The sequence below is a fragment of the Nonomuraea sp. NPDC003707 genome, from assembly GCF_053587055.1.
Window position 1 is genome coordinate 159,761 of record NZ_JBSFNK010000010.1, and the last position, 24,213, is coordinate 183,973.

Below are 24,213 nucleotides of genomic sequence, written 5' to 3' on the forward strand. Positions count from 1 at the left end.
ATACTGTTGAGATCGATCCTGCGAGACACGAGACAGGGGTACGGCCAATGACAGCCACGTCCGCGGACGGCGAGCCGACGTTCACCACGAACGAGCGGGCCCACGCCGCCCTGGTGGTCGAACTGCTGGGCCCGGTCATCCCGGCGCTCGCCCAGGCCATGGGCCCCAAGACCGAGGCGGTGCTGCACAACCTGACCACGATGCCCAACACGATCGCCGCCATCGGCGGCACGCTGACCGGCAGGGACATCGGCGGTCCGCCCACCGACCTGGGGCTGCGCACGTTCAAGGCGGGCTGGACCGAGCACCTGATCGGCTACCGGTCGGAGACCGCCGACGGGCTGGTGATGCGCTCGTCGAGCATCTTCTTCCACGCCCCGTCCGGCAAGTCGGTGGTGTGCCTGTGCGTCAACACCGACATCGGCGACCTGAAGCGGGCCGAGGAGATCCTCCATGCGATGACCGCCCTCGCACCCGGGGCGGGCCCGATGCTCGACGCCCCTCCCGGCAGGCCGGCGGAGACCTTCCCGGTGTCGCTGGAGAGCCTCGGCGAGGGGATCCTCGACAACGCGATCAACGGGGCCGGGGTGCCGGTCGACCTGATGAAGAAGTCGCACAAGGTCGCGGTGGTCGAGGACCTCAACAAACGCGGGTTCTTCACCCTGCGCGGTGCGGTGGACCAGGCGGCCCAGCGGCTCAACGTCAGCCGCTTCACGATCTACAACTACCTCAACGAGCTCCAGGCCGAGACCGTCGACTGAACGTCCGGCCTCAGGTGTCGTCCCGCGCTCCCACGACGATCACGCCGGCCGTGTGCAGGCTGGTCAGCAGGGTCCAGTCGTCGGCCGGGTCGAGCCAGACCTGGAGCTCCGCCGGCCCCGTCGGCCGCGGCAGCGCCCCGGCGGGCTCGTAGAAGGCCGAGACCAGCACCAGGGGCACCGGCGCCTCCCATCGGGAGGGGGCCGGTGGCTCGTGCCGGCCGCCGAGCAGGACGGCGCGCTCGGCCTCGTCGCAGGCGTCGAGCTGCGGCCCGGCCGCGAGCTGGGCCTGCACCCTGACCTGTACGTCCATCGCGAGGCCGACCCGCGCCGCGGCCCGCTCGCCGTCGGTGGCGAGCGAGGCGTAGCCGGGGATGAGCATCCCGGCCAGCTCGGCGGCGTCGTCGGCGTAGCCGCGGTAGGTCCCGTCCGCGTGGATCATTTCGTAGCGGTACGGCCGGCCGTCGCCGTTGACCGGGGCGGGCGGAGGCGGCTCCGCCGCCGAGGAGTTGCGGATGATCACGGCCACCGGCCGGCCTCCCGTTCCGTGGTGAGGTCGTTCACGCCGCGGGCACCCAGCGGGTGGCGGCGAACAGGGCGGTGAGCTGCTCCTTGTCGGCGGCCCGCCAGAACAGCTCGTCCATCAGGACTCGGAAGGAGAGACTTCCCTGCTCGGTGAGGTCCAGCCCCGGATCCAGCTTGAGGAGCTCGGCGTGGGCGCCCAACTGGTCGAGCCGGCCCAGGTTGGGCAGCCGGCCCAGCGTCGCGGTGCGGAAGGCCGCCTCGACCTCCGCGAGCGACACCTTCACACGGGACTGGATCACGGCGGGGTCGAGCGAACCGTCCCACAGCCGCCACTCGACGTGGTCTTTCGCGGTCCCCTTCATGCTCTCCATGTTCATCGCGGACTTGCGGCCGTTGAGATTGCGCACCGGGGCTATCGACCGGTAACCCTCCGTGGGGAGCCGGTTGGGCTTGCATTGCGCCACGCCCCGGTGGCTTTCCCGCTCCGGATTGTGCCCGAGCCTGAACAGGGTGTCGGTGTGCAGGCCCCCGTGATTCAGCAAGCTGGTGTAGTTCTCCACGATGTGGTCGAAGTCGTGCGTGCTCACGTGGACGTGCCCGCCGGTAGAGGCGCCGGCCGTGCCGCCGTGCGCGCGGATGATCTCGGTGGCGACGAGGAGGTTCTCCCACGTCGCCGGCTCGTCGTACAGGATGGGTGAGATCAGCTCGCCGTCGACCGTGCCGTCCTGCTCCAGTCTCCAGAGGCCGCGCCCGCCGTTCTTGCCTGACCGGTAACCCTCGTCCCGCATGGTGTGGTAGTTGTCCACCTGGGCATCGGCGGTCAGGCCGGCCTTGTGCAGGGCACGGGCGATGGCCTGCAGGGCTTGGCGGGCGTTGTGCTTCGGCAGCTCGAACTCGATCTCCACCCCGAAGCCGCGCCCGCCGTCCCGGGCCCCCAGGGACGCGGTGGCGTTCTCCCGCATGTAGGGGATCACCGCCTCTCCCCTGACCGCGCGTTGCACCGCCTGATCGTAGGCGTGCCGGAAGGCCGCGAAGTCCCCCGTGAAAGAGACCTCGGGGCGATCCGGCCAGCGCTGCCACGCCCGGGTGCGGGCCTCCAGCGAGGCCACCATTTCCTGCCTGGCCACGACCCGCGGGTCCTGGCCGACCAGGCGCGACACGGTGCGGCGCAGGGAGGACTGGTGGAAGGCCTCCTTCGCCTGCGCGTGCGCGTGGACCGCGGCCTGCCGGGCGTCCCGGACGGCCGCGGGCGACAGGTCGTGCAGGCCCGGCGGGACCTGCTGCGGGGCCGTCCGTACGACGGCGTTCGTACCCAGGGTGTCGAGCACCTGCTGCCTGTCGAGCGGCCCGAAGGGGTCGACCCCGTGCGGTAGTGCCACGGTGGCCTGCCGCACCAGCTGCTCGACGGAATGGTGGTGACCCGCGTCCCCCGCCAACCGGCGCAGCGGATCGAACACCCACATCCGGGACGGCGACTCGGAGGCGGTGATCTCGGCGAGGCGGGAAAGGATGCGCGCCTCGTCGTTGCTCAGCCCCGTGATGCCGCGCTCGGCCGCGATCCGCAGCCCGTCCCAGAGGTACGGGTCGCGCGCCCGGTAGGCGGCGAGGCGGCCGACGAGATCCTCGCGGTCGGCCGCCCGCGCCAGGTCGGCGCCGTCCGCCTGCGCGTCCGCGGCCAGGCGGACGAGCTGCTCGGCGGAGCGTCCCAGCCCGAGGTCGCCGGCCAGACCCTCCAATGGCGGGACGGCGTCACGACCGGAGTGCGCGACGATCTCCTCCAGCCGCGCGGACAGACGCGCGGTCGGGTCGTGCAGCTCGGGCAAGGAGTATCTGTCGGCGAGCAGCACCCCGTTCCACAGGTACGGGTCGTCCTGCCAGAACTGGTCCATGGCCGCGCGGAACTCCGCCTCCCCGGTCGTCCCGGCCGGGAGGTAGCCCTTCTCGTGGGCGGCCCGGACGACCGGGAGCAACTCCCCGACGTCGCCGATGCCGTGCCGGTCGAGCACGGGTTTGACGAAGCTCCGGACCTTGGCGGAGGTGACGGGCTCGCCCATCATCTCGACCATGAGCCCGATCGTGCGTGCCTGCGCGGGGGTCGCCTCGGGGAGGGAGAAGCGGGCTTGGTAGTGCTGCCCCGTCCAGCGGTAGGAGTCCGCCGCCATGGCCGTTCTGAGAGCGTCGACCAGGCCCGTACGGCCGGTCGCTCCGTCCGGGTTCATGCCGAATCGCTGGGCGTTCTCGTAGACCTCCACCAAGGCGTCGAGATCGAGGTTCAGGCCGAGTTCGGAGGCCAGGTCGTGGAGGGCCCTGCGCGGGTTCGGCCAGTTGAGGGTCCGGCTCATCGAGGCCAGGGCTCTTGCCGTCGTGTCGCTCCCGTCGATGACGGGCAGCTCTTCCACCAGGCGCCGGCCCTCCGCCAGGAGGACGTCGTCCGCCGCGGCCGGGGGGTTGCTCAGCAGGTGTTCGATCCGGTTCGGCGGGCCGCCCTGGTGCGGGCCGTTCTGGTGCGGGCCGTTCTGGTGCGGGCGGTCGTTGCCGGGCGACCAGCGGTGGACGGTCGCCGCGGCTTCGGCGAAGTTCCGTGGCCGCGGATCGGCGATCGGCGAGAATCCGTCGGTGTCGGGCAGGCCGGGCATCTCGTGCGTGTTCGCCGGGTGCGGTGGCCTGGGACGGGTGTCGGGAGCCGCCAGGACGCGGTCGAGTTCCGTGCGTACGTCGGGCCAGGCCCGGGCGAGGTCGGGGTGCAGGTTGAGGTCCGGCACCTCCTCCAGCGGCACCCAGACGTTGTCGAGCGACTCCCGGGAGGCGGGCCAGACGTCGGCCTGGTGGGACATCTCGCCGATGACGGTGTCGTACGCCCAGCCGCCGTGGTCGTCGTGGTGGACCCCGCGCACCTTCACCTCGCTCGGGTCCAGCCGGTTCTCCTCGCCGGCTTCGCGGAAGCCGCCGTCGACCGGGTCCTCGCCGCGGTGGAGGGCGCCGCCGGGCAGCCCCATGGTCCCTCCGTGCTGCGTCTCCATGGAACGCAGCTGCATGAGAACGTGGACCTCGCCGCCGGGAGCGCGGTGGAAGAGCAGCAGACCGGCCCCGCCTTCCGTGCCCCAGTGCCGGTGGCCCTGCTCGCACTGGGTCCATCCGTCGCTGGGCTTCGAGACCTGCCAGCCGGGTGGAAGGTCGGAATACGTGGCGGGCGTCTCGCCGACGTGCGGGGGTCGTAGCACGGTGACCTCGCCGGGCGTGGCGAGCACGACGAACTCGTTGAGAGGCAGCTGGCCCATCCCCGTCCACGGGGTGGACAGCACCTGGGAGGCCGGGAAGACCCCCGCCATGACCGCCCCCTCCCCCAGGCCGGTGTACCGCTTGGCGACCCCGGGCATGGCGCTCCACGCCTGCAGCGGCAGCGCCGGCGGGGCCGGCACGACGTCGCCGTTCGCGGCCTCCGCCAGGACGGGGACCGGATGCTGGTCGAGCGTGATCCCCCGGTAGAGCACCAGCTCCTCGATGCCGCGGCTTTCGAGCTCGCGCTGCGTCTGCGCGTACTGCTGCCGCAGGAAGTCGCGCAGCATGTCCCCGGAGCGGGCGTGGATCTTCGCGGCCGTCCTGGCGCGGTTGAGGTCACCGTACGCCGACAGGTCCAGGACCCCGGTCAGCCCGAACTCGTCGAGCGCGGCCATGTGCATGGCCAGCCGCTCCGGCAGCATCTCGCTCGCGCCGTATCCCCACGTGCGCAGCAGCTCCTCGACGGCCAGCCGTCGCGCCGTCCGGTGCGCTTCGGGCGAGTCGAACGGCAGTTGCCGGATGATCTGGCGTTCGCCTTCCGCGTACGTGCGGGCGCCTTCCACGAAGGCCGGGAGCTCGCTCCGTTCGACCGCCTGCCAGGTCCTGATGGTCTTTCCCATGACGCGGACCTCGCTCTGGACGAGGTCGGTGGCGGGGTCGCCGACCGCCGCCTGCAGGCTTCGTTTGCGGCCCACGCCGAGCATGTCCTTCGTCGAGGACCGCATCGTGTCCGCGAGCCGGTCCACCGTGGTGGTGTGGGCGGCCTGCCAGGCGGGGCCGCTGATCGGGTCGTGGGCTCCGTCCCGGCTGAGCAGGTCCGCCACCTGCCGCGACACCGGCTCGATCCGGCGCGGGTTCTCGGGCAGCGGGCTGGACCTGGGCACGACGGTCTGGCCGCCCTGGAGGTCCGTACTCGCGTGCTGGGGCGTCGTTGTCTGCCGGCCGGTGACCGGCGGATCGCTGTCCTCGCGCGCCGAGGGGGCGGAGTCTTCCGTGTGCCGATCTTGGACGGCCGGCGCGGTTTCGGTGTCTTGGGGAGGCGGGCTGTCCTGGCCCTGGTGGTGGTTGTCCTGTTCGCCGGCGCCGGGGCTGTCAGGGGTCGGGGGGATGATCGCCGGGACCGTGGCCGGGAGCAGTGACGTGTGGGGGAGGCTACCCGGAGTCGCGGGCTCGGCCCGCGGGACGGCAGGGGTGGTGTCGCCGATCGGGGCTCGGGCGGCGGGGAGGTTCTGCTGGGGTCGTGCGAGGGTGCCGCCCTGCTCGGCTGGGCTGTGCAGGAGCACGTCGTGGCGCCGGGTGACCTCGCCGACGATCACCTGGCCCTGGTGCGGCTGGGGGAGGTTGGTCCCCGGTTCGGACGGCTGGCGGTTGATCAGGGTGGCGACGTCGGCGTGCTGGTCGGGCCGAGGGTGGTGCTGCGCCAGTGCGGTGGTGTCGTGCCCTGCGAGCCGCGGTGCGGTGTCGTGCGCTACGGGCGCCGAGGCGGTGTCGTGCGCTACGGGCGGCCGGGCGGCGTCGTGCGGTACAGGCAGCGGGGCGGCGTCGTGCGGTACGAGTCGGGGCGAGGACGGAAGCGCAGGCGAGGGCGGGGGCTGGTTGCCGGATGAGGGCGGCGGGTCGGCATGCGGGACCGTGGCGGACGGAGTGTCGCCGAGTTCCGCGACCGCCCGCATCGGGAAGTGGCTCACCCGTGCCGACGCGGGGATGTCGAGGCCGCCCGCGACACCGGAGATGAAGGTGTACGCCAGGTGCTCGCCGTCGAGTTGCCCGCTGATCGCCAGCCCCGGGACGGCTCCGGCGGTGCCCGCCACTCCGCCCAGCAGGGCCTGGCCGTACATGCTCTGCGCAATGGCCGCGATCTTGTCGCGTACCGCCAGTTCGGCCTCGGAGGCGACGTACACCATCCGCCGGCTCAGCAGACGGGACAGGGCCGCGTTCGCGCCGGCGAACAGGGCACCGGTCAGCGCGCCGCTGCCCACCGACATCGCCAGCGACGCGAGGTCGAAGTCCCCCGCCTCGCGATCCCCCCAGATCTGCTGCGCCACCTGCACGCCGAAGTCCAGGCCGCCCATGATCCCGGCGAACTTCAGCATGTTGACCAGGATCAGCCGCTTCAGCGTCTGGATGTTCACCTGGGTCATCAACGTGTTGTGCTGGATCAGCCGGAGAACGGCCGGGCCGTTGACGTAGATCCACACCAGCAGCTTGACGATCATCGCGCCGAGCAGCGCGAGCGAGGCGTAGATCATCCACTCGGTGTGCTGCATCCGCACGCCGTGCTCGCGCAGGGATGCCGCCTCCTCCCGGAGCGCCTTCTCCATGAGGTCGATCAGCGTCTCGTCCGAAGGGGGGCCGTCCGCGTCCGGCTGTCCGCCGAGCACCTTGAAGACCTGCTCGAACGTTTCCTTGGCGGCGCCCTGCCATTGGTGATCCCGCAGCGACCGCACGACCGCGGCGGCGTCGTCCGACTTGATCGTGGCCAGCAGGTCCGCCAGGTTCTCCAGCACCTGCGCCTCGGCGATGACCCCGTCGACGTCGGTCTCCGGAAGCGCCCCGCCCGTCAGCGGCAGCGCCAGCGGCCGCACGATCTCGGGCACCAGACTGAGGTCGAGTCCCATCACCGCGGCTCGGGCGTACCGGGGTGCGGCAGGAACGACTCGAAGTTCGTTCCCTCGCCGAACAGGTCCTCGAACGGGAGATCCGGCACGCCGAAGGGCTCCATCAGTTCCTTCATCTCGGTGGAGACCTGCCTGGTCGCCCGCCCGATCTGCTCGACGACGGAGGCGGACAGCTCCGACGGGGACAGCTTGCGGTAGACCCGGGGGTCGAACTCGATCGTGCGCACCTCACCGCGGGGACCGACGGTCACGGTCACCATGCCGTCCTTGGACTTCGCCGTCGCCGACAGCTCCCGAACCCTCTCCTGCATCTTCTTGAGCTGTTCGGTCTGCTGGTTGACCTCCTGGACGAGTTGTTCCAACAGCCGCCACGGTTCGTCCATCGTCACCTCCGTCCCTCACGAGCACCAAAAACCTCAGAAGCACCATTCTTTCCCGATTCTTCCACTCATGTCTGCACATGCCAGCTAGGCTCCCGAACCGTGGAGTTCGACGGCGTCGTCTACAGCAAGACCCACCTCCACCGGCTGGCGAGCGCGGCGGACGGCATGGCCGGTGACGTGTCCGGCGCCCACACCCGGTTCGAGACGGCGTCGAGCGCGGCACACACCGCCGTCGGCGACGACGACTACGGCCGCGCGTACTGGCAGGCGCGCGGGCAACGGATGGAGAGCATCGGCAGAGGGCTCGACCTGCTCGCGAGCGCGCTCAGGGAGCAGGAGAACCGGCTCCACCTGGCTTCGAAGACGTACAAGGCCGGCGAGGACGCCAGCACCCTGCGCACCTGAGCCGGCCGGACCGCTTACGGGCCAGTGCGTACCGGGCCGAGGTCCTTGACGATGGCGCCCGCCTTCATGACGATCTCGATGTGCCCCGGGTCGGCCAGCGCGTGGATGTCCCGCAACGGGTCGGCGTCGGTGACCACGAGGTCGGCGAGCTTGCCCGCCTCCAGCGTGCCCACCTCGCCGGAGATGCCGAGCAGCTCGGCGGCGGTCCGGGTCCCGGCGACGATGGCGGCCATCGGGGACATGCCGAGCTCGACGAGATGCCCGAGCTCGCGCAGGTTCTGCCCGTGCGGGCACACGCCGGCGTCCGTGCCCAGCGCGATCCTGGCCCCGCGCGCGATCGCGTGGCCGATGTTCCTCTTGGTGATCTCGGACCACTTCACCTTCTTGGCGTAGTGGTACGGCTGCATCGTCTCCTTGTCGATCGCGAACACGGTCGACAGCGTCGGGACGAGGAAGGCGCCGCGCTCCTCCAGGAGGTCGAGTCCCTCGTCGTCGATGCCGTACCCGTGCTCGACGCTGGTCACCCCGCCCCGGAGGGCGGTCAGGATCCCCTTGCGTCCCTGCGCGTGCGCGGCGATGGGCTTGCCGCCGTGCCGGTCGAGCTCGTCGGCGATGGCCCGCACCTCGTCCAGGCGCAGGCCCTCGTCGTCGGGGTGGTCGTGCCTGCTCCCCATGCCGCCGGTCGTGCAGATCTTGATGAGGTCGGCTCCCTGGCGCAGCACCCGGCGCGTCGCCTTGCGGACCTCGTCGACGGTGTCGGCGATCTCGATCAGCTCGGGCACGGTGGGCGCGATCGTCCCGCCGTACAGGTGCATGTCCCCGTGCCCGGCGGTGTGGCTGATCGGGCTCACCGCGAGCTTCAGCCGCGGGCCCGGGATCAGCCCGCGCTCGATCGCCTCGCGGAAGCCCGAGGACAGCCCGCCGAGGTCGCGCGCGCTGGTGACGCCGGCCTCGAGGGTCGCCCGGAGCCGCGCGGCGGACTCGAGGACGGTCAGGGCGGGGTCGTTCTGGAGGGCGTGGAAGGGGCCGTTCCCCAGGGAGAAGCCCATATGCACGTGGCAGTCGACGAATCCGGGCAGGAGCGTCCTGCCGCGCAGATCGCGTACGTCGGCGCCGTGGACCTCCGGGGCCTCGGCCGCCGGGCCGGCGAACCCGATGACGCCGTCCGGGGTCACGTCGAGGACGCCGTCCTCGACGGGCGGCGCGCCGGTGCCGTTGATGATCCTGACGTTGGCGAGGCGGAGCTTTCGATGGGTGGTCAAGCGGAGTCCTTCTGACGGGGTTCGATGTCGAAGCCTGGGGCGCCCGGTACGGAGTCGAGCAGGGTGCGGGTGTACTCGTGCCGCGGACTCCGGTAGAGGTCCGCGGCCGGGGCGTGCTCGACGACGTCGCCGTGGTAGAGCACCACGACCTCGTCGCTCACGTGCCGGACGACGGCGAGGTTGTGCGAGATGAAGAGCATGGTCAGGTTGAGTTCGCGGCGCAGCTTGGCGAGGAGGTGGAGGATCTCCGCCTGGACCGAGACGTCGAGCGCGGAGGTGATCTCGTCGGCGATCACCACCTCGGGCCCGATCATCAGACCTCGTGCGATCGCGACCCGCTGCCGCTGCCCGCCGGAGCACTCGTGGGGGTAGCGGTCGATGGTGTCGGCCGGCATCCTGACGGCCTCGAGCCACTGGACGATCTCGTCCCGGTGCCGCCGCACGTCCGCCCGGCTCGGGTCCACGGCCTCGGCGAGCGCCTCGCCGATCGTGCGCCTGGGGTCGAGCGACGAGTACGGGTCCTGCGGGATCATCTGGACCTTGCGCCGCAGCGCCCGGCGGCCGGCGCCCCGCGCGGAGGAGATGGGGACGCCGCCGATCCTGACGCTCCCCGCGGTCGGCCGGACGAGCCCGACCAGCGCCTTGGCCAGCGTCGACTTCCCCGATCCCGACTCGCCGACGATGCCGACCGTGCGGCCCCGGGCGACGTCCAGGGTGATGCCGTGCAGGACGCGCGTCGCGTTCTTGCCCCACCCGTAGCCCACCTCGAGGTCGCGTACCTCGACGGCCGTCTCCTCATCCATGCGAGTGCTCCTTCGTGCGCGGCGGGGTCCACGACGCGTCGATGTCGGGGGTGGCCTCCAGCAGGGCCCTCGTGTACGGGTGGCGGGCGGTCTCCACGGTGAGCTCCCCGGCGGCGACCTCCTCGACGATCTCGCCGCGGTACATCACGAGGACGCGGTCGCACAGCGCGCGGACCACCCCGATGTCGTGCGAGATGAACATGATCGAGGCGCCGAACTCGCGGTTGACGCGCTTGAGCTCGCGCAGGATCTCCGCCTGGACGGTGACGTCCAGGGCCGTGGTCGGCTCGTCCGCGATGATCAGGCGCGGCTCGACGGCCAGCGCGGCGGCGATCATGGCCCGCTGCCGCATGCCGCCCGAGAGCTCGTGCGGATGCTGCTTCATGCGCTGCTCGGGCCTGGTCAGGTGGACCACCCGGAGCGCGTCGAGGATGCGCTGCGCGGCCTCTCGCCCGCCGAGGCGCTTGTGGGTACGCAGCACCTCTGTGAGCTGGGTGCCCATGCGCAGCGCGGGGTTGAACGTCGAGCCCGGGTCCTGGTAGATCAGGCTGACGGCCTCCGCCAGGAGGGCCGGCCGGACGGGCCGGCGCAGGTCCAGGTCGCCGACCGCCATGCGGCTCGCCGTCGAGGTCAGGCCGTCCGGCAGCAGCCGCGCGAGCGACATCGCGGTGAGGGTCTTGCCCGATCCGCTCTCCCCCACGATGCCGACGATCTCGCCCCGCCCGATGCCGAAGGAGATGCCCTTGACCAGCGGCGTGTCGCCGGCGTGGATCCACAGATCCCGGACGTCGGCGAGCTGGTCGCTCGTCGCCTCCTGCGCGGCCGGGGGTGCCTCGCTCCGGCCCGGCGCCGTGTGCCCCCGCGGGTTCGCCGCCGCCGCGAGGCCGTCGCCGATCAGGACCGCCCCCAGCCCGGTCAGGACGATGAGGCAGGCCGGGCCGACCATCTGGAAGGGCCGGTCGGCCAGGAGCGAGGGCAGGGCCTCGTTCAGGAGCTTGCCCCAGTCGTAGGAGGGCGACTGGACGCCGAGGCCCACGAACGACAGCGCGGAGATCGCCGTGAGCGTGGCCGCGAACGTCGAGGCCGTCAGCACGAGCAGCGGCTCGGCCATGTTCGGCAGCATGTGCCTGATCGCGATCCGGGCGCGGCTGACGCCCAGGAGGCCCGCGGTCGACACGTACTCCTGCTGCGAGACCTTCGCGGCGAGGTTCGCCGTGAGGCGCGCGAAGTAGGGGATGCCGGACAGGCCGATGGCGATCACCGCCGAGGAGCCGCCCGCCCCGAGCACGGCCGCCACGACGAGCGCGAGCAGGAGCCCGGGGAAGGCCACCATCGCGTCGATGACGCGCAGGCAGACCTCCCTGACGCGGGGCCGCACGAGCCAGACGCCGGTGCCCAGGACGACGCCGAAGACGACCGACATGGCCGTCGCGCCCACGGTCATCAGCAGGGTGAGGCGGGTGGCGACCAGGCTGCGCAGCAGGACGTCGTGGCCGGCCGCGTCGGTGCCGAGCCAGTGCCCGGACGAGGGCGCGGCGAACCGCGGGCCCAGCACGGCCGCCCGCTCCGTGAACAGGATCGGGGCCAGCACGGCGATCAGCACGATGCCGCCCAGCAGCGCCAGGCCGAGCACGAGCCCGGGGTTGCGGCGGCGCGGCCGGCTACGCGGAGACATGCGACCCTCCGAGGGTCCGCTGGTCGATCAGCCCGAGCAGGACGTCGACGAGGAGGTTGACGAGTGCCGCGATCATGCCGATGACCAGCACCATGCCCTGGATGACCGGATAGTCGCGGTCGAGGATGGCCTTGATGATGCCGCTGCCCAGGCCGGGCAGCGCGAACACCGACTCGATGATGATCGCGCCGCCGATCATGCCGGTCAGGATCAGCCCGCTCAGGGTGAGCGTGGTGGTGAGCAGGTTCGGCAGCGCCCATCGGACGTGGCGCCGCAAGGCGGGCAGCCGCCAGCCGCGGGCCGTCCGCATGTAGTCGGTGTCGAGCACGACCGCCGTCTCGCGGCGGACGACCCGGGAGATGGTGCAGATCGGGCCGATCACGATCGCCGCGACCGGAAGCACGAACGACGCGGCCCCGAAGCGGGGCGCGTAGGCCGGCGGGAAGAGCGGCACCAGCCCGATGCCGAGGGCGAACATCACGACCAGGAACGACGCCATGATGTAGCCGGGGATCGAGTCGAGAAAACCGGTGACCACCCCGAAGGCGGCGTCCAGCCACCTGCGCCGGCCGCCGCGCGTGAGGACGCCGATGACCATGCCGAGCGGTACGGCGACCAGCAGGACGACGGCGATTCCCGTCACCGCGATGGTGGCGGTGAAGGGGAGACGGTTCATGATGATCGTCTCGACCGGCTGCCGGTACATGAACGACGTGCCGAGGTCCCCGGAGAAGACGCCGCCCGCGTAGACGAGGAACCGTTCCCAGATCGGCCGGTCGAGCCCCAGCTCGGTCCGGACCCGCTGGACGTCGGCGAGATCGGCGTTGGCCCCGGCGACGCCGACCGCCGGGTCACCGGGAATGAGCTGGACGATGAGGAACGACACGACCAGCAGCGCGATGAAGATCACGACAAGGCTGGTGAGCCGCCGCACGGCGAAACCGAGCCAGGCGGAGGAGCCCCGCGACCGGGCGCTCGGACCAGGCGTGGAAAGACTCGGACCAGGCGTGGAAAGAGAGGTCATGTCGGCTACTTGAGGATGCGCAGGGTGGCGGGGTCGAGGTAGTCGTCGAAGGTCCGGATGGCGAATCCGCTGGAGACGACGGTGGTGGTGGGCAGGGTCGACAGCGGGATCGCGTCGACCCGCTGGAGGAACGACTTCTGCGCGGACTGGAGGGCGGCGCACTGTCCGCCGCTGTCGGTCACGCTCATGGCCTGGGTGACGAAGCCGTACCCCTTCTCGTTGACCGATCCCGTCTTGTTGCGGCCGCCCTTCTCGGTCACCGGGCCCATCACCCGGAGCAGGGAGGAGGTGAGGGTGCCCAGCTGGTTGTTGTCGCCCTGGACGTTGATGTCCCAGTCCGAGCCGCCGGCCGTGGTCACCGTGGCCCAGTTGGCGTTGTCGAGGGAGCTGACGGTGACGTTCGCGCCGGCGTTGCGCAGCGCCTCGCCGATGTAGTCGTTGCCGCCCTGCAGCAGGGTCGTGCCGACGATGCGGACGCGTACCCCGGCCAGGGTCTTGGCGGCGGCGCCGGAGTCCTGCGGGACCAGCAGCGACCGGTCGGTGTTCACGCAGGGGAGCTTGGCCGAGCCGACGGACAGGATCGTGCTGCCCCGCTTGCCGCTGATGATGTCGCTGAACGCCTGCGGATCGACGGCCTGGGCCACCGCGGCGCGCAGCTCGGGCCGGTCGGCGAAGCCCGTTCCCGGACGCTCGTTGAACAGCAGGTACGTCGTGGTGTTGGAGGCGCTCGACGTGGAGAACCGGGTGTTGCCGTCGAACCGGGCCACGTTCTCGTCGGAGACCACGCCGACGTCCAGGCTGCCGGCCAGCAGCTGGGTGGCGATGGTCGCGTAGTCGGTGATCGGCGTGAGGTTCAGCTGCTTGGCGGGCACGCCTTCCAGGGGCTTGGCGAACGCCGGCCAGCCCGCGTAGCCGTCGCGCAGCGTCAACTGGTAGGACACCGCCGCCTGGGACGAGGTCAGCGTGTACGGGCCGGAGAACGCCCCGGCGACCTTCCCGGCGGCGAGTCCCTTGAGATCGCTCAGGCCGGCCGGGCACACGATCCCGGCCTGCGGCAGCGTCAGCCCGGTGAGGAAGTCGGACCACGGGACGGACAGGGCGGCCTTCACCGTGTTCGTCTTGTCGTCGGCGGTGAACGTCGCGGTGCCCGATCCCAGCGCCAGCGTGCGGCCCGAGGAGCCCGTCTCCTTGGCCGCGAACCGCGTCAGCGAGGCGGCCACCACCGACGGAGTGATCGGCTTGCCGTCCGAGCAGGTCAGACCGCCGCGGATGGTGAACGTGTAATGCGCGGCGTCCTCCGCCTGCCAGGCGGACGCGATGCCGCCGACGAGGGAGTTGCCCGAGTCCTTGCGCACCAGCGTGTCGAACAGCAGCCGGGCCATGCCGAAATCGTCGCCGCCCTTGGCCAGCGCCGGGTCGAAGGTCGCCGGATCGGTGTTCAGCGACATGTTGATGGTGTCCGTCGCCCCTTCGGCGACACCGCATCCGGCCAGGCCCGCCACGAGCGCCATCGCGAGAATGGAATTGCGAAACACTGATCCTCCAGCGCACTCGCGAGAATGAATGGCGCCGAGCCTAGGTGTCGCCTGCCGAATCCAGGTCTTCCGTGACGCAGAGCGCACGGAATTGAGTGATATCGCGGCCCGGGCGCACGATCTTTCCCGCGGGCTTCGCCGGAGGTTTCCCTCGCGTTACGGCTTCCTGCACGTGACCGTGTTCCAGAGCTGATCTTACGCGGCGGTCCGGCAGGCGATACATCCTCATGGGCAGATGAGGCGTGTCCGTGCAGGATGAGGCGCATGGTCGACGGGCTGGACTTTCAGATCATCAACGCGCTCCAGATCCATCCCCGGGTCCCGTGGGTCCAACTCGGGAGGATCCTCCGGGTGGACCCTTCGACGATCTCGCGCCGATGGTCGGCCCTCACCCAGCAGCGGCAGGTGTGGACGAGCTGTTTCGAGTGCGAGCCGCGCACCGGCCAGCAGGAGATCTCGGCCCTGGTCGAGATCCGATGCGCGCCCGGCCAGCGTGGCGACGTGATCGCCGAGCTCAGCCGGCAGGGACCCATCATCAGCGTGCACTGCACGTCGGGCGCCCGCGACCTCTATGTCATGATCTCGATGCCCACCCTGCTCTCCATGGACCGCTACATCGACGAGCGCATCTCCGGCGTCCCCGGCATCGTCGGCACCCGTACCCACTACCTGCGCAGGATCTTCCTGGAAGGGTCGGGCTGGCGGCTCAACGCGCTCTCCGACGAGCAGGCGCGCGCGTTGCACCTGCTGCGGCCGTCCGAGCCGCCCGAGCACCGCAAGCCCGCCCACCTCGACGTCATCGCGGCGCTCAGCACGGACGTCCGCCGCACCGCCGCCGACATGCAGCGGCAGCTGGGCCGCTCGATCTCGGTCATCTCCCGGGACATCGACGCGCTGCTCGCGGCGAACTGGGTCAGATGGCGCGTCGACTTCGCGCACACCCTCCTGGGCTGGTCGGCGGCGGCGGTGCTGTGGCTCGACGTCAAACACCCCGACCTGGAACGCCTCATCGCCTCGCTGCGGCTGCTCTGCCACGTGCGGCTGTGCGCCTCGGTGACCGGTGAGGCCAACCTCGCGGTCTTCCTGTGGCTGCGCAACCTGCAGGAGCTGGACGAGATCGAGGGCAGGCTGTCGTCGATGTTCCCGAAGCTGCTGGTCAAGGACAGGTGGATCGTCCCGAGGATCGCCAAGCGCACGGGCTACATTCTCGATCTCGACAGCCGGCGCCTGCGTTACGTGCCTGTCGGCGGCCAGCCGGTGTTCGACGACCAGCTTCGTGCGGGCTCGGCTCGAAAATCCGATGTTTCATGCGGGATCAACGCCGATCGACGCCCATTCGCGGCGCCTTTCCTAGCCTGAGCGAAACGACCGCCCGGCCGTTGATCAGTGCGCAGAGAAAGAGGTCGTGTGGACATCGAGGAGCTCAGGGCATTCCGGCGAGAACTGCACCGCAATCCGGAACCCGCATTCGTGGAGATCGGGACGGCGGCCCGGATAGCGCGGGCCGTCGAAGACCTGCCGGTGACCGTCCTGACCGGAAAGGACGCCCACGACCTCTCCCCCGTCGTGAACTACCCGTCGCCGCGCACGCTCGCCGAATGGGCCGCCCGCGCCGTCGATTCCGGCATCCCGCCGGAGAAGGCCCGGTATTTCCAGGAGAACGGCACCGCGCTGGTCGTCGACCTGGCCGGCGTCCGGCCGGGGCCGCGATGGGGCCTGCGCGCCGACATCGACGCGCTGCCGATCCGGGAGTCCGCCGATCCGGCCCATTTCCCGGCCGCGAACGGCTTCGCGGCGGCGAACGGCGCGATGCACGCCTGCGGCCACGACGCGAACGCCACCATCGGCGTGGGCCTGCTGCACCGCCTCGCCGACCGCGACTTCGCGGGCTCGCTGAGGGTGCTGTTCCAGCCCGCCGAGGAGGGGGTACGCGGAGCGCAGACGATGATCGACGCCGGGGTGGCCGACGACATCGACATCATGCTCGCCGTGCACATGGCGGGCGAGCTGGGCGTCGGCCACGTCGTGGGCAGCTTCACCGGCGGCATGGCCACCCGCAAGCTGAAGGTCGACTTCACGGGCCGGGCCTCCCATGCCGCCGGCTCGCCCGAGTCGGGGCGCAACGCGCTGCTCGCCGCGGCCATGGCCACGCTGGCGATCATGGCGCTCCCCCGTTACGGGTCCGCGGACACCAGGCTCAACGTCGGCACGCTCGTCGCCGGTGACGGCGTGAACATCGTCCCGGCCTCGGCGGTGATGACCTGCGAGGCGCGCGCCACCGATGACGAGGTCGTGGACGAGCTGGTCGACCGGATCCGGTCCATCGTGGACGGCGCCGCCCGCACGCAGGACGTCGAGGCGGCGCTGGTCGTGACGGGCAGCTCCGCCACCGTGACACCCGACGACGACCTGGTCGACCGCATCGTGGACGTGGCCGGAGCGCACCCCGGCGTCGTGGAGGTGATCAGGACCCAGGCGTTCGCCGGCAGCGACGACGCCAACCTGCTCATCCGGCACGTCCAGCGGCGCGACGGCAAGGGCGCGTACGTGATGATCGGAGGCGGCAGCCCGGGCCCGCACCACAGCGCGGGCTTCGACGTGGCGGAGGAGTCGATCCCGCTCGGGATCGACCTCCTCGAATCGCTGATCCGCCAGGGCTGATCACCGGAAGGCGGGGACGGTGGGCGGCAGGCCCATGAGTACGGCGCCCGCGGCGTCGTACATCGCCGGGCTGAGGAAGGCGTGCTCCTGCGGCACCAGCGCGTCGCCGAGCAAGGCGGGCAGCGGGTGGTCCTGGTAGATCGCGGCGGTGCCGGACAGCGAGACGACCTTGTGGACCACCTCCGACGCGGTCCGGGCGAGGTGCGCGGCGGACAGCCGCAGGTGCGCGTTCTGCTCGTCGCTGACCAGGCCGCCGGCGACGAGCGTCTCCCAGGCCTCGTCGGCGGCCTCGTAGAAGTAGGCGCGGGCGGAGCGCAGCGTGGCCTCGGCCTCGGCGATGCCGGCGCGGTAGTAGGCGCGGTCGGCGAGCTTGGGTGCGCCGGTGATGCTGCCCCGGCCGCTGCCGACCCCCTCGGCGAAGTCGAGGGCGGCCCTGGCGACGCCGGCGGAGACCACGGAGAGCGACTGGGCGACGTACGTGATCGCGGGGTAGCGGTAGAGCGGCTCGTCGACCACCGGCTCCCCGCCGCGGATGAAGGTCCACTCCCGGTCGACCTCGACGTCCTCGGCGATCAGGTCGAAGGAGCCGGTGCCGCGCATGCCGACGACGTCCCAGTCCTGCACGATCTCCAGGCGTTCCGGACGTACCAGCGCGCCGCGCGGCTTGCCCGAGGTCAGGTCGTCGCCGGGGATGCCGACGCAGATGATGTCGGCGGCCATGCAGCCGCTGGCGAACTTCCACCGGCCGTTGACGAGGAAGCCGCGCTCCGTCGGGGTGGCCTGCTGGATCGGGAACAGCGCCCCGGCGAAGACGACGTCGGGGCCGCCGGCGTACAGCTTGGCCTGGGTCTCCAGCGGCAGCGAGCCCAGGTAGACCAGCTGGGAGCCGAAGCTCGCGACCCAGCCGGTGGAGCCGTCGACGGCCGAGATCCGCTCGATCTTCTTCAGGAACTCGGCGGGCGCCATCGTCTCGCCGCCGAACCGCTCCGGCGTCGCGCAACGGTACAGGCCGAGCCGCTTGAGCCGCTCGACGAAGTCTCTGGGGACGTAGCGCTGCTCGCGGAACTCCTGGCGACGCTCGGCCAGCTCGGCCAGCATCGCGTCGAACGCGGCGGGATCGTCCTGCGCCATCCTTGCTCCTCATGGGTCTGACGGTGTGATCCGAGGTTAGGAAGAACGCTTGCGCCCGTCAGTCGTCATTTCCTCACCTTGACGTAGGGGATATCTTCATCCCCGGCCCCACACCGGGTGACCTACCCTGTGTCGGTGCGAGTAGATCCGCGGGCTCCCGAGCTCGTCGCCGCGGACTTCGTCGCGATGATGAACGCCTCCCGGATGTGCGTCCTCATCCACGACGCGGCGACCAAGAACATCCTGTGGGCCAACCCGGCCGCCTGCGAGCTGCTGGAGTTCGGCCTGAGCGAGATCCGGCCGCTCAAGGCCGACCACATGAGCAGCTCGGCGCAGCAGTACGACCGGGTGATCGGCCGCGCCTGGCTGCAGGACGCCGTCGAGAAGGGCGCCAGCCGGATCGAGTGGCACTACCGCTCCAAGTCCGGCCGGGTGATCCCGACGGACGCGCTCGCGGTGCGGGTCGAGCTCGCGCAGGGGCCGGCGGTGATGGTGCAGTTCCGCGACATCGAGCGGGAGCAGCGGGTGGAGCGCGAGCTGCGGCTCACCACGTCGTACGTGGACGCGCTGGCCCACTACACCTCCACCCTCGCCCTGATGCTGGACGAGACCGGCACGATCAGGTTCGCGACCGACACCGCGCTCACCGCGATCGGCGCTCCGGTGGACGGGCCGATGCGGCCCTTGACGGCGTTCGCGCGGCTGCGGCTCGACGGCCGCGACGCGAGCTGGGCGGACGTGCTCGCCCGCGCCACCCCGGTCACCCCCGTCCAGCTGGAGGCGGGCCGCGTGTGGCTGGAGGGCTCGTTGGAACGGCTGCGGGAGGAGGACGCCACCGCGCTGCTGATGATCCTGCACGACGTCTCCGACCGGGTCCAGGACCAGGTACGCCGGGCCCGGGAGCTGCACCGGGAGAACTACCTGGCCCGCTACAACGCCATGGGCGACATGGCGATGGCGATCGCCCACGAGCTCGGGCAGCCGCTGGCCGCCGCCGCCAACTTCCTGGCCGGCGTGCACACCCGGGCCGCCCGGCTGCCGGAGGCCGGCGGGCTGGCCCAGGGCGTCGCCAGCGCGGTCAGCCAGATCGAACGCGCCGCGGCGATCGTCAGCTCGGTGCGTGCCTTCGTCGGCCATCTGGAGCAGGTGGAGCAGGTGGCCGACCTCAACGACGTCGTCGAGGAGTGCCTCTACTTCGTGCGGCTGCGGGCGGCGCCGCTCGGGGTCGAGGTCCGGGTCCGGCTCGCCCCCGAGCCGGTCCTGGTGCGCTGCGAACGGGTGCTGACCGGCCAGGTGGTGCTCAACCTCTGCTTCAACGCCGTCGACGAGATGGGGCAGTCGCCTGCGGCTCCGAAGCGGATCGACGTGGCCACCGCCCCCGACGGCACCTTCACCGTCGACGACCGGGGCCGGGGACTGCCGCGCGACCCGTTCGCGGAGTCGTTCACGTCCAAGGAGCACGGCAGCGGGATCGGCCTGGCGCTCAGCCACCGGATCATCACCCGCCAGCACGGCACGATCCGGGCGGAGAGAAGGGCGGAGGGCGGGTCGCGGTTCGGGTTCACGCTGCCGCTCGCCGAGCCGGAGCAGCCTGCCGGCGCGTAGGGGAAATCCTCAGCCGGCGTGGATGAAGTCTCGATTTCGGCCCCGGCGGTCGCGGCCTAGCTTCGGAGGCAGCCGATCACTTTCAGGAGGCAGCCGTGACCGAGGCGCAGCGCCGTTTCCGTGCCGCGATGGCGAACCTGTCCGCCGCCGTCAACGTCGTCACCACCGATGGCGAGCACGGCCGGGCCGGGGTGACCGTGAGCGCGGCGTGCTCGGTCACCGACTCCCCGCCGACCATGCTGGTCTGCGTCAACCGCTCCAGCAGCTCGCACGACATCGTCATGGCCAACGGGCGCGTCTGCGTGAACGTGCTCGGCACCGACCAGGAGGAGCTGGCGATGCACTTCGCCGGTGCGACCAACGTGCCGACCTCCGAACGGTTCGGCGCGGGCTCCTGGGACTTCGGCACCTACGGCGTGCCGGTGCTGCGCGACGCGCTCGCCTCGGTCGTCGGGCGGATCGTCACCAGGCGCCGGCAGGGCTCGCACACGGTGGCCTTCGTCGAGATCGACGCGGTCACCTCACGCCTGGACAGCGGTGCCCTGGTCTACTTCCAGCGCCGCTTCCACAGCCTCACCGCCTGACGCCGCCGGGCTCGTCAGAGCTCGATCCGGCACTGGAGGACGTCGCGGACCAGCGCGCCCAGGCTGTCCGCGCCGGTCTTGGCCTTGATCCGGGCCCGGTGCACGTCGACGGTCTTGACGCTGGTGCCGAGCCGGCGGGCGATGAGCTGGCTGGGCAGGCCGTCCACGACCAGCCTGAGCACCTCGCGCTCCCGCGTGGTGAGCGACTCGACCCGCTCGCCGACGGCCCGCCGGTCGGCGTGCTCGCGGAAGCGTCGCTCGGCCTCCCGCAGCTGTTCCTGGACGACGTCGAGCATCTGCTGCGGCTTGTACGGCTTCTCCAGGAAGTTGACCGCGCCCTGCCGCAGGGCCCGTACCGACATCGCGATGTCACCATGGGCGGAGCAGAAGATGATCGGGGCGGGATAGCCGAGCCCGAGCAGCCGCTCCTGCAGCTCGAACCCGCTCAGGCCGGGCATCCGCACGTCCACGATCAGCACGGCGGGCTCGGCGGCGTCGTACTCGGCCAGGAACGTCGCGGCGTCGGGATAGGTGAGCGCCTGGACCCCGACGCTCTCGAAGAGGAAGACGAGCGAGCGCCTCAGGTCGTGGTCGTCGTCGACGATGTGCACCACCGGGCCTGCCAGGGCCGATTCAGTACCGCTCATCTTCCCGTCCTCCGCAGGCCACGTGCTCGTACTATGCGCAGCCCGCCGGATCGGGGCAATCCCGCCGGTTCGGCCAGCGGACTGGCGAGCTTGGTGAGCGGGCCGCGCCGGACGTTGACTTCCATCGGTCCCGTACGCAACCAGAAGGACGGAAAACACGTGCACCACCGCATCGGCATCCTCGGCACCGGCAACATCTTCGGCCGCTACGTCACCGGCATGGCCCGCTACCCGGAGCTGGAGATCGTCCGCGTCGGCGACATCGACGTCGACAGGGCCAAGCGGGCCGCGGAAGAGCACGGCATCCCCGCCTGGGGGGACGGCGACGAGCTCTACGCCGACGACTCGATCGACATCCTGGTGAACCTGACCCCGCCGGCCCACCACGCGAGCACCGTCATCCGGGCCCTGGAGTCCGGCAAGCACGTCTATGTCGAGAAGCCGCTCGCCGCGACCGTCGCCGAGGCGCGGGAGGTGCTGGCGGCGGCCGGGACGAGCGGACGTGTGCTGGGCTCCGCGCCGGACACGTTCCTCGGCAGCGCCTCCCAGACCGCGCGCAAGGCGCTCGACGACGGGCTGATCGGCGAGCCCATCGGCGTGTCGGCGTTCATCCGGCACAGCAAGGCCGAGACCTGGCATCCGGACCCGCGGTTCCTCTTCCAGCGCGGGGGCGGGCCCGTCCTGGACATGGGGCCGTACTATCTGGCCATACTGGTGAACCTGCTCGGCCCGGTCAGGTCCGTGGCGGGGGCCGCTCGCGTCGGCGCGCCGATGCGCGCGGTGACCGCGCCGGACCGCGTCGTGGACCGGATCGACGTCGAGGTGGCGACCCATGCCTCCGCCGTCCTCGTCTTCGATTCCGGGGTCATCGGCACCACGCTGATGAGCTTCGACGTCTGGGACAGCGATCTGCCCGCCATCGAGGTCTACGGCACCGAAGGGACCCTCACCTTGCCCAACCCCAACCACTTCGACGGCGACGTACGGGTGCGACGGCACGGGGACGCGGACTGGTCGGTCCTGCCGCCCGTCGTCGGCCTGTTCGGCGCGGTCGGCACCAAGGAGCAGGCCCGCCGCGGGCTCGGCGTCCGGGATCTGGCCGACGCGATCGAGGGCGGCCCCCACCGCGCGAACGCCACGTTCGCCTTCCACGTGCTCGAGGCCCTTTCCGCGATCGACGGGCCCGGCCAGGTCGTCCGCCTGGAGAGCACCTGCGAGCGCCCGGCCCCCCGTTTCGCGGAGTGACCCCGGGGCAGGCCGCGACGCTGGGCGCGGTGGTCGACACGATCGTCCCCGCCGACGATCACCCGAGCGGCACCGAGGCGGGGGTCCTGGACTACTTCGCGGGGCAGTTCGGCCGCGACCTGGCCGGTCTGCGCGCCTACTACGAGGCGGGGCTCGAGGCCGTCGAGGCCGAGGCGCGCGAGCGGCACGGCGCCGGCTTCCCCGAGCTGCCGCCCGGACGGCGCGAGGAGCTGCTGCGGGCGCTGGAGGCGGGCGACACCCGCGTGCCGTGGACGTTCGACGCGGCGGCGTTCGTGGAGACGGTGGTCGGGCACGTCATGGAGGGCTTCTACGGCGACCCCGGCAACGGCGGCAACCGCGACGCCGCCTCCTGGCGGATGATCGGATTCGAGGTACGGGACTGATGCGGGCCGTGACCCGATGCGAGGTACGGGGCTGATGCGGGTGGACGCGGTCGTGATCGGGTCGGGCGCCGGGGGCGGGGTCGCCGCCGCGGTCCTGGCCGAGGCGGGCAAGCACGTGCTCGTGCTGGAACGCGGCCGCGACCTCACCTTCGCGGAGATCGGCCGCGACCATCTGCGCAACCACCGCCTCACCCGCTATCCGCACCGCTCCGGGCCCGACTACGAGGACGGCCCGCGCGTCGTCGTCGACGCCACCGGCGGCGAGCACGTGGTACGCCCGCACGAGCCGGGCTTCCACGGCAACGCCACGCTGGTCGGCGGCGGCACCCGGCTCTACGGGGCGCAGGCGTGGCGGTTCCTGCCCGCCGACTTCACGATGGCGAGCACGTACGGCGTGCCCGCGGGCAGCAGCCTCGCCGACTGGCCCATCGGATACGACGACCTGGAGCCCTACTACGAGCGCGCCGAGTGGGAGATCGGCGTCTGCGGCGACCACGCGGCCGGCAGCCGCCACTGGAGGCGCGCCAAGCCGTACCCGATGTCCCCGCTCCCGGAGGGCCTGCAGGCCGCCGCCCTGCGCAGGGGCGCGGCCGCCCTCGGCTGGGACGTGCTGCCGGTGCCGCTGCTGATCAACTCGGAGCCGTACGGCGGACGGGCCGCCTGCACCCGCTGCCAGCACTGCGTCGGCTTCGCCTGCCCGGCGGACGCCAAGAACGGCTCCCACAACACCGTGCTGAGCCGCGCGCTCGCCACCGGCCGTGCCCGGCTGCTGCCGGAGGCCGTCGCCGAACGCGTCGAATGCGACCCGTCGGGCCGCGTCACCGGCGTGCGCTGGGTGGATCGCTCGGGGGCCCGCCACGTCGTCGAGGCCGAGGTCGTGATCTGCGCGGCCGGCGCGATCGAGACGGCCCGGCTGCTGCAGAACTCCCCGACCCGGCGCGAGCCGCACGGGCTGGGCAACAACCACGATCAGGTGGGGCGGCACCTGCAGGGCCACGCCTACGCGTGGGCCCTGGGCGAGATGGACGAGCCCGTGCACGACGGGCTGGGCCCCGGCGTCTCGCTCGCGACGCTCGACTTCGTCCACCACAACGACGGCCTGGTCGGCGGGGCGATGCTGGCGGACGAGTTCACCGTGCTGCCCCTGGCCTTCTGGGCCCGGAACCTGCCGCCGGACCTGCCCCGCTGGGGCGCGCGCAACAAGCAGTACATGCGTGACAACTACCGCCGCGTCATGCGGGTGGGCGGGCCCGTCCAGGAGATCCCCAGCCCGGAGGCGAGGACGCGGCCCGACCCTCGCGTACGCGACCGGTGGGGCATCCCGGTCGCCCGCCTGTCCGGCACGACCCATCCGGAGACCCTGCGTACCGGGGACTTCATCGCCGACCGTGCCCGTGAATGGCTGCTCGCCTCGGGCGCGCGCCGGGCGTGGGCGGCACGGGCGCCCCTGGGCCTGCACGCCGGGCAGCACCAGTCGGGGACGTGCCGGATGGGCGACGACGAGCGGACGTCGGTCGTGGACCGGTGGGGCAGGGTCCACGGGCACGACAACCTCTATGTCGCCGACGCCTCCGTGCACGTCACCAACGGCGGGGTCAACCCCGTGCTGACGATCATGGCGCTGGCGTTCCGGACGGCCGAGCGACTGTGCGCCGAGTGGTGACGCCTG

General features: G+C 71.6%; 19 protein-coding genes. 9 read left to right on the forward strand and 10 right to left on the reverse strand.

Translation table 11 applies throughout. The features are described 5' to 3' along the window. Positions 1–47: 47 nt before the first annotated feature. Positions 48–761 carry a helix-turn-helix transcriptional regulator gene (locus ACWDRB_RS26665; protein ID WP_363971191.1) on the forward strand — a complete coding sequence of 238 codons (714 nt, stop codon included), beginning with the start codon at positions 48–50 and terminating at the stop codon, positions 759–761. A gap of 10 nt (positions 762–771) precedes the next feature. Here the strand turns inward: ACWDRB_RS26665 and ACWDRB_RS26670 are convergent, their stop codons facing one another. Genes ACWDRB_RS26670 through ACWDRB_RS26680 form a run of 3 tightly spaced genes read right to left on the reverse strand, consistent with a single transcriptional unit; the run spans position 772 to position 7,563 of the window. Further along, positions 772–1,287, reverse strand: a complete 516-nt coding sequence (locus tag ACWDRB_RS26670) for a hypothetical protein (protein ID WP_449897911.1) — start codon at positions 1,285–1,287, stop codon at positions 772–774. A gap of 31 nt (positions 1,288–1,318) precedes the next feature. Beyond that, positions 1,319–7,180 carry an NUDIX domain-containing protein gene (locus tag ACWDRB_RS26675; RefSeq protein WP_449897913.1) on the reverse strand — a complete coding sequence of 1,954 codons (5,862 nt, stop codon included), beginning with the start codon at positions 7,178–7,180 and terminating at the stop codon, positions 1,319–1,321. Further along, positions 7,180–7,563, reverse strand: coding sequence for a YbaB/EbfC family nucleoid-associated protein (locus tag ACWDRB_RS26680; RefSeq protein WP_449897916.1), 384 nt, complete (start codon positions 7,561–7,563; stop codon positions 7,180–7,182). The genes ACWDRB_RS26675 and ACWDRB_RS26680 overlap by 1 nt, the downstream gene beginning before the upstream one ends. Before the next feature lie 99 nt (positions 7,564–7,662). On the opposite strand from ACWDRB_RS26680, the gene ACWDRB_RS26685 reads away from it, so the two are divergent. Next, a complete protein-coding gene (locus ACWDRB_RS26685) occupies positions 7,663–7,968 on the forward strand; it encodes a hypothetical protein (RefSeq protein WP_449897919.1) in 306 nt (101 codons plus the stop codon). A 14-nt stretch (positions 7,969–7,982) separates the two neighbouring features. Here the strand turns inward: ACWDRB_RS26685 and ACWDRB_RS26690 are convergent, their stop codons facing one another. The 5 genes from ACWDRB_RS26690 to ACWDRB_RS26710 form a co-directional block, all read right to left on the reverse strand. Next, positions 7,983–9,230 carry an amidohydrolase family protein gene (locus ACWDRB_RS26690; protein WP_449897921.1) on the reverse strand — a complete coding sequence of 416 codons (1,248 nt, stop codon included), beginning with the start codon at positions 9,228–9,230 and terminating at the stop codon, positions 7,983–7,985. Beyond that, entirely contained in the window at positions 9,227–10,033 is an 807-nt protein-coding gene (locus tag ACWDRB_RS26695; RefSeq protein WP_449897924.1) for an ABC transporter ATP-binding protein, read from the reverse strand. The genes ACWDRB_RS26690 and ACWDRB_RS26695 overlap by 4 nt, the downstream gene beginning before the upstream one ends. After that, positions 10,026–11,708, reverse strand: a complete 1,683-nt coding sequence (locus tag ACWDRB_RS26700; RefSeq protein ID WP_449897926.1) for a dipeptide/oligopeptide/nickel ABC transporter permease/ATP-binding protein — start codon at positions 11,706–11,708, stop codon at positions 10,026–10,028. The genes ACWDRB_RS26695 and ACWDRB_RS26700 overlap by 8 nt, the downstream gene beginning before the upstream one ends. Next, entirely contained in the window at positions 11,695–12,642 is a 948-nt protein-coding gene (locus ACWDRB_RS26705; RefSeq protein WP_449897928.1) for an ABC transporter permease, read from the reverse strand. Before ACWDRB_RS26705 ends, ACWDRB_RS26700 begins: the two co-directional genes overlap by 14 nt. Positions 12,643–12,737: 95 nt before the next feature. After that, the gene (locus tag ACWDRB_RS26710; RefSeq protein WP_449897931.1) at positions 12,738–14,243 is read right to left on the reverse strand and encodes an ABC transporter substrate-binding protein; all 1,506 of its coding nucleotides are present in this window, start codon (positions 14,241–14,243) and stop codon (positions 12,738–12,740) included. A 288-nt stretch (positions 14,244–14,531) separates the two neighbouring features. On the opposite strand from ACWDRB_RS26710, the gene ACWDRB_RS26715 reads away from it, so the two are divergent. Then, entirely contained in the window at positions 14,532–15,626 is a 1,095-nt protein-coding gene (locus tag ACWDRB_RS26715; protein WP_449897933.1) for an Lrp/AsnC family transcriptional regulator, read from the forward strand. 48 nt (positions 15,627–15,674) lie between these two features. Further along, on the forward strand, positions 15,675–16,928 hold the full coding sequence (locus ACWDRB_RS26720) for an amidohydrolase (protein ID WP_449897935.1): 1,254 nt from the start codon (positions 15,675–15,677) through the stop codon (positions 16,926–16,928). Here ACWDRB_RS26720 and ACWDRB_RS26725 read toward each other — a convergent pair whose 3' ends face one another. Next, positions 16,929–18,059: an acyl-CoA dehydrogenase family protein gene (locus ACWDRB_RS26725; RefSeq protein ID WP_350727494.1), complete on the reverse strand. Its 1,131-nt coding sequence runs from the start codon at positions 18,057–18,059 to the stop codon at positions 16,929–16,931. Between the two features lie 135 nt (positions 18,060–18,194). On the opposite strand from ACWDRB_RS26725, the gene ACWDRB_RS26730 reads away from it, so the two are divergent. Next, a complete protein-coding gene (locus ACWDRB_RS26730) occupies positions 18,195–19,664 on the forward strand; it encodes an ATP-binding protein (protein WP_449897938.1) in 1,470 nt (489 codons plus the stop codon). 95 nt (positions 19,665–19,759) lie between these two features. Continuing rightward, positions 19,760–20,248 (forward strand): flavin reductase, encoded by a 489-nt coding sequence (locus ACWDRB_RS26735; protein WP_449897941.1) that lies wholly within the window; start codon positions 19,760–19,762, stop codon positions 20,246–20,248. A gap of 14 nt (positions 20,249–20,262) precedes the next feature. Here ACWDRB_RS26735 and ACWDRB_RS26740 read toward each other — a convergent pair whose 3' ends face one another. Continuing rightward, on the reverse strand, positions 20,263–20,895 hold the full coding sequence (locus ACWDRB_RS26740) for a response regulator transcription factor (protein WP_355200259.1): 633 nt from the start codon (positions 20,893–20,895) through the stop codon (positions 20,263–20,265). A gap of 159 nt (positions 20,896–21,054) precedes the next feature. Here ACWDRB_RS26740 and ACWDRB_RS26745 point away from each other — a divergent pair, with 159 nt between their 5' ends. Genes ACWDRB_RS26745 through ACWDRB_RS26755 form a run of 3 tightly spaced genes read left to right on the forward strand, consistent with a single transcriptional unit; the run spans position 21,055 to position 24,207 of the window. Then, positions 21,055–22,140 (forward strand): Gfo/Idh/MocA family protein, encoded by a 1,086-nt coding sequence (locus tag ACWDRB_RS26745; protein WP_449897945.1) that lies wholly within the window; start codon positions 21,055–21,057, stop codon positions 22,138–22,140. Further along, entirely contained in the window at positions 22,137–22,544 is a 408-nt protein-coding gene (locus ACWDRB_RS26750) for a gluconate 2-dehydrogenase subunit 3 family protein (RefSeq protein ID WP_449897948.1), read from the forward strand. The genes ACWDRB_RS26745 and ACWDRB_RS26750 overlap by 4 nt, the downstream gene beginning before the upstream one ends. Positions 22,545–22,578: 34 nt before the next feature. Next, positions 22,579–24,207 carry a GMC family oxidoreductase gene (locus tag ACWDRB_RS26755; RefSeq protein WP_449897950.1) on the forward strand — a complete coding sequence of 543 codons (1,629 nt, stop codon included), beginning with the start codon at positions 22,579–22,581 and terminating at the stop codon, positions 24,205–24,207. Positions 24,208–24,213 lie beyond the last annotated feature (6 nt).

What these genes read in the sequence shown, in the direction of transcription:
- ACWDRB_RS26665 (WP_363971191.1), top strand. Translation starts at nt 48, where the DNA reads ATGACAGCCACGTCCGCGGACGGCGAGCCGACGTTCACCACGAACGAG.
- ACWDRB_RS26675 (WP_449897913.1), bottom strand. Translation starts at nt 7,180, where the DNA reads ATGGGACTCGACCTCAGTCTGGTGCCCGAGATCGTGCGGCCGCTGGCG.
- ACWDRB_RS26680 (WP_449897916.1), bottom strand. Translation starts at nt 7,563, where the DNA reads ATGGACGAACCGTGGCGGCTGTTGGAACAACTCGTCCAGGAGGTCAAC.
- ACWDRB_RS26695 (WP_449897924.1), bottom strand. Translation starts at nt 10,033, where the DNA reads ATGGATGAGGAGACGGCCGTCGAGGTACGCGACCTCGAGGTGGGCTAC.
- ACWDRB_RS26700 (WP_449897926.1), bottom strand. Translation starts at nt 11,708, where the DNA reads ATGTCTCCGCGTAGCCGGCCGCGCCGCCGCAACCCCGGGCTCGTGCTC.
- ACWDRB_RS26710 (WP_449897931.1), bottom strand. Translation starts at nt 14,243, where the DNA reads ATGGCGCTCGTGGCGGGCCTGGCCGGATGCGGTGTCGCCGAAGGGGCG.
- ACWDRB_RS26715 (WP_449897933.1), top strand. Translation starts at nt 14,532, where the DNA reads ATGGTCGACGGGCTGGACTTTCAGATCATCAACGCGCTCCAGATCCAT.
- ACWDRB_RS26725 (WP_350727494.1), bottom strand. Translation starts at nt 18,059, where the DNA reads ATGGCGCAGGACGATCCCGCCGCGTTCGACGCGATGCTGGCCGAGCTG.
- ACWDRB_RS26740 (WP_355200259.1), bottom strand. Translation starts at nt 20,895, where the DNA reads ATGAGCGGTACTGAATCGGCCCTGGCAGGCCCGGTGGTGCACATCGTC.
- ACWDRB_RS26755 (WP_449897950.1), top strand. Translation starts at nt 22,579, where the DNA reads ATGCGGGTGGACGCGGTCGTGATCGGGTCGGGCGCCGGGGGCGGGGTC.